The organism is Cytobacillus stercorigallinarum (assembly GCF_014836495.1).
Lineage (GTDB): Bacteria > Bacillota > Bacilli > Bacillales > Cytobacillaceae > Cytobacillus > Cytobacillus stercorigallinarum.
The window spans coordinates 146,005-159,416 of the sequence record NZ_JACSQT010000006.1; the positions used below are offsets into that span (position 1 = coordinate 146,005).

14 protein-coding genes are annotated in these 13,412 nt (G+C 35.7%); 7 read left to right on the plus strand and 7 right to left on the minus strand.

Annotation, left to right across the window (positions count from 1 at the left end; translation table 11 throughout):
* Nucleotides 1–11: 11 nt before the first annotated feature.
* From H9655_RS13425 to H9655_RS13450, 6 genes are read right to left on the minus strand one after another with little or no spacing between them, the layout of a single operon-like run.
* Nucleotides 12–230 carry a spore germination protein gene (locus tag H9655_RS13425; RefSeq protein WP_095369854.1) on the minus strand — a complete coding sequence of 73 codons (219 nt, stop codon included), beginning with the start codon at nt 228–230 and terminating at the stop codon, nt 12–14.
* A 12-nt stretch (nt 231–242) separates the two neighbouring features.
* Nucleotides 243–617: a spore germination protein GerPE gene (locus H9655_RS13430; RefSeq protein WP_191814815.1), complete on the minus strand. Its 375-nt coding sequence runs from the start codon at nt 615–617 to the stop codon at nt 243–245.
* Nucleotides 618–621: 4 nt separating this feature from the next.
* Nucleotides 622–798, minus strand: coding sequence for a spore gernimation protein GerPD (locus H9655_RS13435; protein ID WP_191814817.1), 177 nt, complete (start codon nt 796–798; stop codon nt 622–624).
* Nucleotides 795–1,400 carry a spore germination protein GerPC gene (gerPC, locus tag H9655_RS13440; RefSeq protein WP_191815046.1) on the minus strand — a complete coding sequence of 202 codons (606 nt, stop codon included), beginning with the start codon at nt 1,398–1,400 and terminating at the stop codon, nt 795–797. The genes H9655_RS13435 and gerPC overlap by 4 nt, the downstream gene beginning before the upstream one ends.
* Before the next feature lie 26 nt (nt 1,401–1,426).
* The gene (locus H9655_RS13445; protein WP_191814820.1) at nt 1,427–1,660 is read right to left on the minus strand and encodes a spore germination protein GerPB; all 234 of its coding nucleotides are present in this window, start codon (nt 1,658–1,660) and stop codon (nt 1,427–1,429) included.
* Between the two features lie 17 nt (nt 1,661–1,677).
* Nucleotides 1,678–1,899, minus strand: coding sequence for a spore germination protein (locus H9655_RS13450; RefSeq protein WP_095369849.1), 222 nt, complete (start codon nt 1,897–1,899; stop codon nt 1,678–1,680).
* A gap of 200 nt (nt 1,900–2,099) precedes the next feature.
* Here H9655_RS13450 and H9655_RS13455 point away from each other — a divergent pair, with 200 nt between their 5' ends.
* From H9655_RS13455 to H9655_RS13475, 5 genes are all read left to right on the plus strand, one after another.
* Nucleotides 2,100–3,692, plus strand: coding sequence for a long-chain-fatty-acid--CoA ligase (locus H9655_RS13455; RefSeq protein WP_191814822.1), 1,593 nt, complete (start codon nt 2,100–2,102; stop codon nt 3,690–3,692).
* A gap of 407 nt (nt 3,693–4,099) precedes the next feature.
* Nucleotides 4,100–5,266, plus strand: a complete 1,167-nt coding sequence (locus tag H9655_RS13460) for a DUF418 domain-containing protein (RefSeq protein WP_191814824.1) — start codon at nt 4,100–4,102, stop codon at nt 5,264–5,266.
* A gap of 84 nt (nt 5,267–5,350) precedes the next feature.
* Nucleotides 5,351–6,247, plus strand: coding sequence for a fumarylacetoacetate hydrolase family protein (locus H9655_RS13465; protein ID WP_318245486.1), 897 nt, complete (start codon nt 5,351–5,353; stop codon nt 6,245–6,247).
* A 113-nt stretch (nt 6,248–6,360) separates the two neighbouring features.
* Complete coding sequence (locus H9655_RS13470; RefSeq protein WP_191814826.1) at nt 6,361–6,708, plus strand: YisL family protein; 348 nt, start codon at nt 6,361–6,363, stop codon at nt 6,706–6,708.
* A gap of 511 nt (nt 6,709–7,219) precedes the next feature.
* Nucleotides 7,220–8,959 (plus strand): putative bifunctional diguanylate cyclase/phosphodiesterase, encoded by a 1,740-nt coding sequence (locus tag H9655_RS13475; RefSeq protein ID WP_191814829.1) that lies wholly within the window; start codon nt 7,220–7,222, stop codon nt 8,957–8,959.
* Nucleotides 8,960–9,026: 67 nt separating this feature from the next.
* Here the strand turns inward: H9655_RS13475 and H9655_RS13480 are convergent, their stop codons facing one another.
* Complete coding sequence (locus H9655_RS13480) at nt 9,027–9,596, minus strand: DUF2777 domain-containing protein (RefSeq protein ID WP_191814831.1); 570 nt, start codon at nt 9,594–9,596, stop codon at nt 9,027–9,029.
* 208 nt (nt 9,597–9,804) lie between these two features.
* Between H9655_RS13480 and asnB the strand changes: the two genes are divergently transcribed.
* Nucleotides 9,805–11,652: an asparagine synthase (glutamine-hydrolyzing) gene (gene asnB, locus H9655_RS13485; RefSeq protein WP_191815050.1), complete on the plus strand. Its 1,848-nt coding sequence runs from the start codon at nt 9,805–9,807 to the stop codon at nt 11,650–11,652.
* 209 nt (nt 11,653–11,861) lie between these two features.
* The gene (locus tag H9655_RS13490) at nt 11,862–13,388 is read left to right on the plus strand and encodes an alpha-amylase family glycosyl hydrolase (protein WP_191814833.1); all 1,527 of its coding nucleotides are present in this window, start codon (nt 11,862–11,864) and stop codon (nt 13,386–13,388) included.
* Nucleotides 13,389–13,412: the final 24 nt, after the last annotated feature.

Genomic DNA, 13,412 nt, shown 5'->3' on the forward strand with positions numbered 1-13,412 from the left:
TTATCATATTCTTATAAGTTGCCTACAGTTGGCTGATCCAATAAGTTTGCATCTAATACATTACTTGCGCTGAGCCCATTGTTTGTCATAATAAACCCACCAGTGTTCAATGTTCCAGAACCAGTAGTAGATTTAGAGTTACTTTTTGGTGAGATATAAAGTGAATCGCCGAATTGAACAATTCCACCTGAAACATTGATTATCTGGACAGGGCCAATAATTGCCGGCATAATAAACACCCTTTATTCTTCGTTTTTCACAAATTGCCTAAAATGTTTCACACGAGATTCCATACTAATATCTTTCGTATTACCAATATGAAGGACAGAGCTTGATGACACGCCTAAAATATCTATATTCTTCACTTTAATAATTGGTTTATGTTGAATATAGCAAGTTTGGATATTTTCTGTTATTTTCGGAATAAGAAGTTCCTCGCTATAGAGAGGATAAGCGCTGTAACTACCTTCACTATCATAAAAGATTTCAGCGTCTCGCTGCAGTGCCAATGCTCTGGAATATCCTTGGATATAAGATGTATCACCGATTTCAAAAATGGAGGAGAAGCCAAATGTGTCCACCTTAATCTGGTCTACAACAGATGTTCTTTTAAACATAGAATTACTCCGGTGTTAGTGGTACAAATGGACCAATAATTAGTGATTCAGGTGGTGTATCAAAGGTGGAGGCAAGCTGGATGGTTTCTGCATCACCGACAATAAAAATGGATGAACTAGACACACCAATAATGCGCACGTCTCCCACACATAATTCGCGGTTATACACTTGGAAATTCATTCTTTTTTCATCTCCTTCATATTCTCCGGTAAATGACTAAGAAAGGCATAGACACCATTTCGTATTTCCATTTTTAATGCTTCAATCACTTTTGCTTTCTCTTCTTCTTTGTCTAGATTGCGATTAGACTGCTGTTTCAAATAGTATTCTACACGACTAGAAAGCTGTTTTTTAATATCCTCTTTAATAAATTCTACATAGGAGCTATCATTTGGCATTGCTAATTTTGCTTCTGCTTCTTCAACAATTTGTGGGAGCTCCCCTTCTATAAATGTTAATAATGCTGTTTCTATTTCCATATTTCTTTTAAACAAATTTTTTGGAGAATAAGGTGTTTGTAATTCTTTTTGATCGACAGAGAAATCATCGATATCCTGCAAATCTGATGGATTTAAGCCGATGTTTAATGTCCCTTCCAATGTCTCCACTTTTAATTGGTCAAACTTGTATTCAATCCTGTCGATATGAATAGGCTGGCGATCATTTTGTGCCATTTCATCTTTCATTTTTTTCATTGAAGATTCAAGCTTTTGAATCCGTTGTTCTTGCATTTGTACATATGCTTGTAGTTGTTGAAAATACGTGTAAAGATCATGACTCATCATCAATCGCCGCCTTTCCAATCTTGTTATGGTTTCGATGGAGCAGTTAAGGGAACGAGAGGTGTCCCTACTGTCGTCCCTTGAGCAATTGGCGTTTCTTCATATTCAGGTGCAGGTTCAGTAAACTCTCCTGTATTATACAAATGGGAAGATGGCTTAATAATACCTGCACTGCCAATTTGAAATACAGAAGAGTTTGAGACGCCGCCGATTTTAATTAACTGAATTGAAATAGATTGTTGAATATAATAGTTATTCATCGCTCATCACCTTAAAGTTATGCATTAAAGTAATTACCTTGGTCGACGCTATCGTTATCATATGTGTTGGTTGTGCTATTGTAGTTTACAACATCCAACCCATCACCCGTATTAAACGAACCTGCGCCAGAAAATGTTTTGGCATTAGATAGAGGCATCACTTTATAAATATCACCAATGTTAAAAACGGAACTACTGCCTATAGAAATCACTTGAACAGCTCCAACAATTGCTGGCATATAAACACCCTTTACTTACACTAAAGTTTTAAAAACGGGCGAATGCCCTAATCATCTATTTATCATTATCCTATGTGCCTAGTGTAATAGTGTGAAGAAACTTTATGATGAGTGGTAAAAAATATAGATGTAAGACTGTTGAAATGCTAAAATAGTTATAATCAGAAAATTTTAATTATTTTTACGAGGAGTGATTTACTATGAAGGTACCATTAATATTAACTGAATTTCTAGATCGTGCAGTAAAGCTATATGGAGATAAAGAGGCCATTTATGGCGATACACTCACACTTACATATAATCAATTAAACAATAGGGTAAATCAATTATCACATGGGCTGAAAAGCATCGGTGTACAAAAGGGAGACCGCGTCGCTTATTTAGCGCCAAATACTGTCGAAATGCTTGAAGGGTTTTATGGGGTATATCAATTAAATGCAATAATGGTTCCTCTTAATATTCGTCTGCAGCCTAATGATTACGTTTTCATTTTAAACCATAGTGAATCAAAAGTACTTTTCGTTGATCAAGAACTGTATAGATTGATACAACCAATAAAGGATCAGTTAGTAACAGTAGAAACCATTATTGTTCATGATAAGAATGATGAAACAAATGAAATTGGTTATGACACTTGGTTAGCATCTTTTCCTGAAGAAAGCTTTCTTAGAGAAGAAATAGACGAAGAGGATGTATGCTCTTTGTTATATACGAGTGGAACAACAGGAGACCCAAAAGGTGTGATGCTTACTCACCGCAATAACTACTTACATGCGTTAAGTACGATGCATCATTTGCGTGTGAGTGATCAAGATACACTTATTCATGTGCTGCCAATGTTTCATGTTAACGGCTGGGGTTCTCCATTTTATTATACAGCGAATGGAGCAAAACAAATATGTTTACGTAAAACGACACCCGAAGTCATCTTTCAAGCAATTGAAAGATATAAAGTATCTATCGTACATATGGCTCCGACCGTATTGAATAGTTTAATGCAATACTATGATCAGCATCAGACAAAGTTCTCGCATGCTATTCGCGTAGTGATCGCAGGTTCTGCCCCACCACCAGCGTTTGTTTCTAAAGTGGAGGCTGAGATGGGCTGGAAGTTTATCCAAGTATATGGGATGACCGAATCTTCACCACTAAGCACGATATCTCAAATCAGATCTCATATCCAAATAAATGAAAAAGAAACGTATCGAATGAAGGCAAAAGCCGGTTATCAAATGATTGGTTCTCAAGTGAAAGTTGTGGATGAATATGGTGCAACAGTCGCAAATAATGGCAAAGACATTGGTGAAGTGGTTGTGCGTAGTCATGGGGTAATGAAAGGTTACTGGAAAAATGAAAAAGCAACAGCAGAAACGATTCGTGATGGCTGGCTACATACAGGGGATATGGGAACGGTTGATCCATACGGCAACATAGACATTGTTGATCGGAAGAAAGATATTATCATTTCAGGTGGTGAAAATATATCTTCGATTGAAATTGAAGGTGTATTATATGAACATCCTGCAATCCTCGAAGCAGCTGTTATTGCCGTACCACATGAGAAATGGGGAGAAACCCCACATGCCTTTATTGTTTTAAAGGAAGGCATGGAAGCAGTGAACGAAGAAGATATTATTGCTTTTACTCGTGAAAATATGGCACATTTTAAAGCGATTACGAGCGTAACATTTACAAAAGAACTACCAAAAACAGCTTCAGGGAAAATCCAAAAAATTCATTTGCGTAACGATTATTGGGCTACAAGTGGGAAAGATGGTAGATATGTCAATTGAAAATTTGCTTTAAGCGAGCGCGCATGTTTTTTGTTTTATTTTAATAAAGAGAAGTATGAGCATATCTTTTAAGGCAAAGATATGCTTCTTTTCATGTTAGGTAATGTACGTTAAGAAACTCTTTTTCTTTTGGTCTGCAAAAAAGTAGTAAGAGAAAATGATTAAATTCATAGTAGATAATATGCTATATTAAGGTAGTGTGTTGATGAATATTGGTATTAAAGGAAGAAATAGGTTGTGATTAACTCCTTTTTAGGTGGCTATACTTTTATGCTCTAACCAGTTTGTAGTAGAAATAGGTGACCAATTGACAAATACCAGCCCGGCAATTGGAATAGGTTAGGGAGAAGAAGAGGAGGTAATAGGACGACTTAGAAACAGTAAAAACAATTTCTTAGGAGGAATTTATGCAGTCGCTTAATGAAAACAGAAGGATCCATTCCATCGATGCGATGAGGGGATTCGCTTTATTCGGTATTTTAGTAGTCAATTTTTTATCTTTCCATTCACCATATACGCATATAGATCCATTTAGTTATTGGGATACAGCAGGGGATAGTACGGTCTTTCCTATTATTGATGTATTTTTTCAAGCAAGTTTTTATCCGTTATTTTCTTTATTATTTGGCTACGGTGTCATGATTTTAAAAGAAAGGGCAGAATTAAAAGGTGTCCATAGTCCATTATTACTCGCAAGAAGATTTCTATTTTTATTAATCATCGGATTATGTCACGCCTTATTCATTTGGCATGGAGATATTTTAGTTACCTATGCTATCGCAGGGTTTGCTCTTATTTTATTCATAGAACTGTCAGGGAAACTGTTAATCTTACTTGGTTTACTCATTTATATCATTCCTAATCTACTATTAGTTGGGATATTATTTCTTACGTTATTCATAGAACCAGATCTTTCGGCAATGATGACGACATCTGTTGGTGACATTGTTCAGGTATATCAATCAGGTACATGGCTAGAAATCGTGCGCCAGAATATAGATGACTGGTTAATGAATACTAATTTGGCCACATTGCCCATTTTAATGATTAGTATTTTACCATTGTTTTTAATTGGAGCAGGGCTACGAAAGCTTCAAGTTATTGAAAAACTTGAACAAAGACGGATGACAGCGATTGTTCTTATGATTGTATTTCTTATTACTGGGTACCTTATTAAGCTATTACCATATTTCATTAGTCCTAATTTAGCATTGCAATATGTACAAGATATCTTTGGTGGCCCACTCGTAGCGATTGGGTATAGCCTACTCATTCTTACGCTCGTTAATAGCAAAATAGGTATCATCACAAAACCTTTACAAATAGTCGGGCGCTTGTCTATGACGAATTATTTAATCCAGTCAATTGTGGCTACATTTTTATTTTATAGCTATGGATTTGGACTGTATGGCAATGTATCACTCCTGACGGGGACAATGATTGCGATTTTATTATACGTATGTCAAATTGTACTCAGCATGATATGGATGAAATATTTTGTATATGGCCCATTTGAATGGTGTTGGAGATGGTTCACTTATTGGCAAAAGCCGTCTACATTTAAAAGAATCTGAAAGTAAGAGTCATCTATTATTCACAATCATTTGCTAACATTTCAGTTAATTTACGCTATACTTATTTAAAAGGGGTGAAAGAGTGTGAAGTACATTACATATGAATACAATAATAAACAAGCTTACGGCGTACTTGTGAAAGATGAAAAAATGGTTTTACCTTTGCAGGAGGCTGCACAAAACAAAGGGGTATCGTTGCCAGAAGAATTAGTGGATGCCATCGGACATGAAAAATGGAGCGATACATTCATACGGCAATTAATAAGCGATGAAAATGAATCTGCCCAGTTGATTGCCTTAGAAGACGTTCAATTAAAAGCACCAATTCCAAGGCCGAAAAAGAATGTTTTCTGTGTAGGAAAAAACTATGCAGAACATGCAATTGAAATGGGAAGTGCAGCAGATATTCCTAAAGAAATGATTGTCTTTACGAAATCACCTACAACAGTAGCTGCTCCAGATGAGGAAATCCCTCATTATCAACAACTAACAGAAATGTTAGATTATGAAGGAGAAGTAGGCGTTATTATCGGCAAAAAAGGCAAAGGGATAGAAGAAGCCGAAGCGTTAGATTATGTGTTTGGTTATACAATTATTAATGATATAACAGCAAGAGATATTCAATCTAAACATAAGCAATACTTTTTAGGGAAAAGCCTAGATCAATCATGTCCGATAGGTCCGTGGATTGTAGGGAAAGAAGAGTTAACAAATCCTAATGATTTGAGTATTACCACTAAAGTCAATGGAGAAGTAAGACAAGATTCTCACACTTCAAAATTTATCTTTCCTATCGAGAAGATTATTCACATCCTTTCAAAAGGGATGACGTTAGAACCAGGAGATATTATTGCCACAGGTACACCTGCTGGCGTTGGTAATGGCTTTAAACCACCACGCTTTCTAAAGCCTGGTGATCATATTGAAATTACGGTTGAAGGTGTAGGGCAGCTATCTAATACAATAATGAGTATTAATTAATCATTATTGTAAAGAATGGTAGTAATCTTTAGGCTTTATCTATTTGATTATGGTATGATGTAAACGAATTATTTCTCTTAGTAAGAGAATAAGAAACTTAAGGGGGTTCTAATGTGACACATGCACATTTAACAACATGGATCGTTGCCTTTATTTTATTCTTTGTTGCCTTATCATTGCAGAAAAATGGCAAAGATAAAGTGGTACATATGATTCTAAGATTATTTTACTTATTAATCATTGCCACAGGCGTAGGCATGCTTTTCTCAATTAATATTGATATTATGTATGTATTAAAAGCACTTGTTGGCTTATGGATCATCGCTATGTGGGAAATGATCTTAATTCGTAGTAAAAAAGGCGAAAAGCCAACCATCTTATGGGTACAATTAATTGTCGCTTTTTTACTTGTTCTATATTTAGGCTTAAGTTTGCCATTAGGATTTACACCTTTTATGTAGGTGAAAAGAATCTGTGAAAGCTGCTGGTTTTAGCAGCTTTCTTTTTTTCGTGTCTTTAACTCGCCTTTTATGGTATTTTTAATCTAATCATACTATATTTGTTTTAATGTTTTAGGTATTTAGCACTTATTTGAGCGAAGGAGCCACTATTGGCACAGGTTCCATTATTTAGGGATTGACTAACGTTGTACAGATAAAAATCTCTACGAAATTGATTATAAAGTAAAAGCGATGGACGGTTATTGAATTAAATGAGAATGAGCCGATAAAAGAATTATAGAGTGTGAGAGGAAAGAGCTTTTCATTATTGTCAAAATAATAAACGTCAGGATCATGAAAAATTGAAATGAAATCTAAAGTATCAAACGTTAACGAATGTAAAAGTGGCTTTACTCTTGCAAAGAGGATACACGAAATGGCAGCTATACTATCAGGAATTGACAAAATGTACATATGTAGCTTGTAAAACCAGGTGCCATCGTTTATTTAAGTAACAAAGGAGGAACCGATGATGGTCGATTCGTTTATTCAACAATTAACTGTCAATGATAGTAATCGAACAAAACAACTAATGATAGAGTGGCAAAACTTAAAACAGTGCTATCATGCTTTGTTCCAAAATAACACAGAATCTATCTTTACTATTGATGTTGAGGGTCGATTTACAAGTGTCAATTCAGCTTTTGAGGAAAATTCAGGCTATCCAGCAAAGGAACTGATTGGTCTGCCATTTACTCGTTTATTTGATCATCGCCAGCTTCCGGTTATCACAGCTTTTTTTGACCGTGCAAAAATGGGGGAAACACAGAAATTACAAGCAGATATCATTGGGAAACTTGGTAAGAAAGACTTTTTTGATATTAAACTCATCCCAGTTATTCGAGATGAAAAGGTAAGTTGTATATATGGGATAGCTAAAAATGTTACAGAACTAAAGAAAATCGAAAATAAATTAACCGAATTATCGTACTATGATCATTTAACGGGACTCCCAAATAAACATAGATTTACTGAACAATTAATCTCGTCAATGAAAAGAGCGAAAAAAAATCAGCAATCGTTTGCTTTACTATCTTTTGATATCGATCGTTTTAAAATAATTAACGAAAGTGTTGGTTATTTAATAGGCGATCAGATCATTAAGCAACTGGCTAATCGGGTCAATCAGGCATTACCAACAGATAGCTTTTTAGGCAGCTTTGGTGGAGACAGCTTTTTATGCTTATTACCTGAGAATATACAGACAGAAGAAATAATAAGACTCACACAGACTTTGCTTGAGGTTATCGATCGTCCCTTTGTTATTCAGCAGCAAGAGATTCATGTTACAGCAAGTTTCGGCATTAGTTTATACCCAAATGATGGGATGGATTCTGAGCAGCTAATGAAAAATGCTGACATAGCCATGCATCTTTCAAAAAAGAAAGGTGGTAATCAGTTAACTTTTTTTTCTGAAGAAATGAATGATGAAGTGTTAAAACGATTCGAGATGGAAGGCTATTTAAGAAAAGCGATAAAAAATCAGCAGTTCACACTTCATTACCAGCCCCTCGTTTGCTTAGAAAGTGGGGAGCTTTTTGGTAGTGAAGCATTAATAAGATGGCACCATCCCAATATTGGAAATGTCTCTCCGGCACAATTTATCCCTCTAGCAGAGGAAACAGGACTCATTAACGATATTGGCCAATGGGTATTAAATGAAGCATGCAAGCAGAATAAATTATGGCATGATCAAGGTTTTACACATTTACAAATATCGGTTAATGTTGCTGCACGCCAATTTCAACAAAAGCATTTTGTTGAGGTTGTTAAAGATGCCCTGCTACAATCGGGCCTTCCACCAAGGTATTTAATTCTAGAATTAACAGAAAGTACGATGCTAAAAAATAAAAAACATAGTATTGCAGTTATGACAGAGTTGCAAAGAATGGGCATTCGAGTATCAATTGATGATTTCGGTACAGGCTATTCCTCATTAAGTTATTTGAGGGATTTTCCAATTGATACATTAAAGATTGATCGTTCTTTTATACATAATTTACGTATGAATACATCTGACGCTGCGATTGTGAAGGCAATCATTACCATGGGGAAGGGTTTGCAGATAAAAGTGCTAGCAGAGGGTGTAGAAACTGAAGAGCAAATGAAAGTGTTAAAAAAACTGGATTGCCACTTTGCTCAAGGATATTTTTTTCAAAAGCCATTAGGTAATCAAGAATTTGAAAAAGGGTTGCAGCAACACTTATCATAACAATGGAAAAAAGACTGTAGACGAGTTTGTAGAAAAGAGTGTCTACAGTCTTTTTGGATGCCTATATTTATCCAGAAGAAGATATTTTTTCAATGACCATTCTTTTTCCGCTATTTAAAGTAAATTCGAAACGATCCGTCTCTTTTTCATAATAAAAGAAATGATGCTGTACGCTACAAATATGCTCTTGATTATCAAAGATCATAAAATTAACACCGCTTTTTCTTGTTTCATCACCGAAAAATGTCAACTGATTATAGCAGTATATACAATCAAAAATGGAGAAATCAATACTGTTTAAACTAGTGATGAATTGTACAAAGGCATCGTCATTTACTTCTTCTAATAATGATTCTAATGAGAAAACGAGATGTTTTTTAATTCTTATCTGATCTTGATCCTTTAAATGAAGCAGATCACTACCGCAATGGATTTGACCATTGAGTGATAATACGCCTTTTCGCCACCTTTTCAGTCTAAATACCTCAATTTCTTGTTGCCGGTATTCTTCTAATGAAGATGCATCATCTGTTTCTTTATCAAAAAATACCCACTGATTATTAATAAATTCAACATTCCCCTCCATATAGGCTCTTGATTGTTGATCTATTAAATTGAGTCGTTGTTGTCTTTTCATCATAAACCTCCAGTAAAAGTCTTTCACTCTATTTTTTGGCAATCTCCTGTTGTTTTATAACCTTTATCTAGGACAATTAACCATTTATTTTAGTTCGCATAGAATAAATCCATGCATGATGTTCCGGGCAATTCCATTCGTTGACATCATTACTTATCCGCTTAAATATTGCTGCATCTATGATGCTCGTAGAAAGGGTGAAGAAGCCATGTGTGGAATCACGGGCTGGGTTGACTTCAATACAAATATGCAAAATGAACGTCCGACACTAGAAAAAATGACGAATACTTTATCTAAAAGGGGTCCTGATGATACGAATATATTTACTTCTGGGCCAGCCGGATTTGGTCATAAGCGATTAGTCGTTGTTGATCCCGTTGGCGGGAAGCAACCAATGACAATTGAAAAGAATCAAAATCGCTATACAATTTGTTACAATGGCGAACTTTATAATACAGAAGATTTAAGAAAAGATCTCCTTATAAAAGGATATTCGTTTAAGGGTCATTCTGATACAGAGGTTCTACTAACTTCTTACATTGAATGGGGAAAAAATTGCCTTCAATATTTAAATGGGATATTCGCCTTTGCGATTTGGGATGAAAACGGTCAAGAACTTTTTATTGGTAGAGATCGATTAGGGGTTAAGCCGCTTTTTTATAGAGAGACAGTAAAGGGGTTACTGTTCGGTTCAGAAATAAAAGCGATCTTAGCACATCCAGAAGTAAAAACAGAAGTAGATAGAGAGGGGTTAGCAGAGGTATTCGGACTTGGACCATCTAGATCGCCAGGGTCAGGTGTTTTTCGTGGAGTGAAAGAGTTACGACCAGCACATGCACTAACCCTTTCACAACAAGGGTTAAAGATTTGGCGATATTGGAATGTAGAAAGTAAAAAACATGAAGATTCTTTAGGAGAGACAGCTGAAAAAGTCCGCAATCTAGTGACAGACGCAGTCACTCGACAGCTTGTATCGGATGTTCCTTTATGTACGCTTTTATCTGGTGGATTGGATTCAAGTGCGATTACAGCTATTGCAGCCACTGCATATCAAAAAGAAGGCAAACCACCATTAAAAACTTATAGTATTGATTACGAAGGCAATGATCAATTCTTTAAGGCCAACGATTTTCAACCAAATGCTGATGGCTTTTATATTAAGAAAATGTCAGACACTTTCCATACCATTCATCAGAATTGCATTATCTCACAGGAGGAGCTTGCCGCTCATTTAGTTGAAGCGGTTCATGTAAGAGATTTACCGGGTATGGCAGATATCGATTCTTCTCTGCTTTGGTTTTGTCGTGAAATTAAAAAAGAGCATGTGGTTAGTTTGTCAGGTGAATGTGCGGATGAGATTTTTGGAGGCTATCCATGGTTTCATCGTTCGGATGATCTTAGTCGAACTGGCTTCCCTTGGATGCGATCAATCGATGAAAGACAGCGCCTCCTGAAAGAAGATTGGAGAAAGAAATTAAACTTAAAAGATTATAGTATGGATAAATTTAATCAAGCGATTGCTGAAACCCCACTTTTAGAAGGAGAAACATCAGAAGAAGCAAGAAGACGACAATTATTCTATATAAACATGCTCAGCTTTATGACAACATTATTAGATCGTAAAGATAGAATGAGTATGGGAGCTAGTTTAGAAGTACGGGTTCCATTCGCAGATCATCGCTTAGTCGAATATGTATGGAATATCCCATGGGATATGAAAATGCATGGCAATCGAGAAAAAGGAATTTTAAGGAAGGCGTTGGAAGGTGTATTGCCAAACGAGGTACTATACCGTAAAAAAAGTCCTTATCCGAAAACCCATAACCCTGCATATATTAGCATCGTGACAAAAATGTTGAATGAAGTGTTAGAAGATTCATCCTCTGTTCTTTTTGAATTATTCGATGAAAAGAATTTACGAGAAATCGTGGCTACTGAAGGCTCTGCTTTTCAAGTGCCATGGTTTGGGCAATTAATGACTGGACCGCAGCTTCTCGCTCATCTAGCACAAATTCATTATTGGTTTAAAGATTATAATATTAATATTATTGATTAAAAAAAGAGGTGTTCCTTTTAATGGGGCACCTCTTTTGTCTACGATATAAATAGGGGTTTCAACTGCCATTTATTAGTATTATACAAAAGAAATGTTACGATTTTAAATATTTTGTTCACTTCTGTTTGACGAAGTAACAACAAACCGCTAATCTATAAGGGTTAACGTTTATGTAAAATAGAGACAAACTATCATTAAGGAGGAGAAAGATGAAAAAGGTCATCACTCTCATCTTAATTCCGCTATTACTTGTGTCAATGGTGCCAAGTGTATTAGCAGAAGAAAAACGAAGCTTACAGGATGAACTTATTTATTATGTTATGATTGATCGCTTTAGCAATGTAGATAGTAAGAATGATTACCATGTGGATGTGAAGGACCTTGAGGCGTTTCATGGTGGTGATTTTGTTGGTATTATTGAAAGACTTGATCATATTGAAGATTTAGGTATGACAACGATTGCTTTGAGCCCGATATTTGCAAACACCGATAAAGGATATCACGGCTATTGGGTTGAAGACTTTTATGAAACAGAAGAACATTTCGGAACACTGGAAGAATTTAAACGATTAGTAGAAGAAGCACACAAAAGAGACATCAATGTTATCATTGATTTTCCACTTAATTATGTGTCAGCTACTCACCCATGGGTAGGCGACCCTACTAAATCAGATTGGTTGAAGGAATCTGATGAGATCTCAACACCAGATATGTTGACAAAAGATTGGTTAGCTGGTTTGCCACAAATTAATTATAAGAACGAAGAAGCAGCAAAATATATTATCGACGCGGCTAAATGGTGGATAACAGAAACAGGTGTAGATGGTTATCGTTTAGAAGGCATTCAGTTAATGGATCCAGTATTTCTTGAAAATTTTGTAGAAAGTGTAAAAGAAACAGATAACGAGTTTTTTATTTTAGGTGAAGTATGGTCAACAGACCGACAAGAAATCGCCAAATATGAAAAGACAGGAATAGATAGCTTAACAGATTATGCTTCAACAACTAATATAAGGGAAGCATTTGTAAAACCGGATTTGTCAATGACAGATACTATTAGTGACATTGATAGCAACATTGATACATATGAAGCACCAAATATGGTTACAAGACTAATTGATAGTCAAGATATGATTCGCTTTACAAATCAGCCAATCGCATTAAATGAACATCCAGGACCAAGGTGGAGAACAGCGTTAACGTATTTGTTTACAACCCCTGGGATTCCAATGTTATATTACGGTAGTGAAATTGCGTTAATTGGGAATGAAACACCTGATAACCGCAGACAAATGGATTTTCGTACGGATCCTGAGTTAATTGAGTTCATCGGACAGCTGACAACAGCAAGAGAAAAATTACCTTCTATTGCACAAGGAGATTTTACTCTTTTGCATGAAAGTGAAGGTTTTACAGTTTTCAAGAGACAATTTAAGGAAGAAACTTCAGTTGTAGCCATCAATAATACAAGTGGTACAAAAGATTTAGTATTAACAGGTGAAGAGTTAGAGAATGATAAAGAGTTACGTGGATTATTAGCTGGTGGGTTAGTAAGAAGCAATGATCAAAATGAATATCATCTCGTCCTAGATCGAGAAGAAGCTGAAATTTATGTTCTTACTGAAAAGCAAGGGTTTAACTTTGTTTATGGAGCAACATTGTTATCCGTTTTACTCGCCTTCTTTGCCTTTTTATTCTTTGCTCGAAGAAGAGGTAGAAATCGTACAGAAGAATAGTGAAAAGAGGATGCCGAATCTGTT

Coding starts and splice junctions, on each gene's coding strand:
- H9655_RS13425 (WP_095369854.1), bottom strand. CDS start 230: ATGCCGGCAATTATTGGCCCTGTCCAGATAATCAATGTTTCAGGTGGA.
- H9655_RS13430 (WP_191814815.1), bottom strand. CDS start 617: ATGTTTAAAAGAACATCTGTTGTAGACCAGATTAAGGTGGACACATTT.
- H9655_RS13435 (WP_191814817.1), bottom strand. CDS start 798: ATGAATTTCCAAGTGTATAACCGCGAATTATGTGTGGGAGACGTGCGC.
- gerPC (WP_191815046.1), bottom strand. CDS start 1,400: ATGAGTCATGATCTTTACACGTATTTTCAACAACTACAAGCATATGTA.
- H9655_RS13445 (WP_191814820.1), bottom strand. CDS start 1,660: ATGAATAACTATTATATTCAACAATCTATTTCAATTCAGTTAATTAAA.
- H9655_RS13450 (WP_095369849.1), bottom strand. CDS start 1,899: ATGCCAGCAATTGTTGGAGCTGTTCAAGTGATTTCTATAGGCAGTAGT.
- H9655_RS13455 (WP_191814822.1), top strand. CDS start 2,100: ATGAAGGTACCATTAATATTAACTGAATTTCTAGATCGTGCAGTAAAG.
- H9655_RS13460 (WP_191814824.1), top strand. CDS start 4,100: ATGCAGTCGCTTAATGAAAACAGAAGGATCCATTCCATCGATGCGATG.
- H9655_RS13475 (WP_191814829.1), top strand. CDS start 7,220: ATGGTCGATTCGTTTATTCAACAATTAACTGTCAATGATAGTAATCGA.
- H9655_RS13480 (WP_191814831.1), bottom strand. CDS start 9,596: ATGAAAAGACAACAACGACTCAATTTAATAGATCAACAATCAAGAGCC.
- asnB (WP_191815050.1), top strand. CDS start 9,805: ATGTGTGGAATCACGGGCTGGGTTGACTTCAATACAAATATGCAAAAT.
- H9655_RS13490 (WP_191814833.1), top strand. CDS start 11,862: ATGAAAAAGGTCATCACTCTCATCTTAATTCCGCTATTACTTGTGTCA.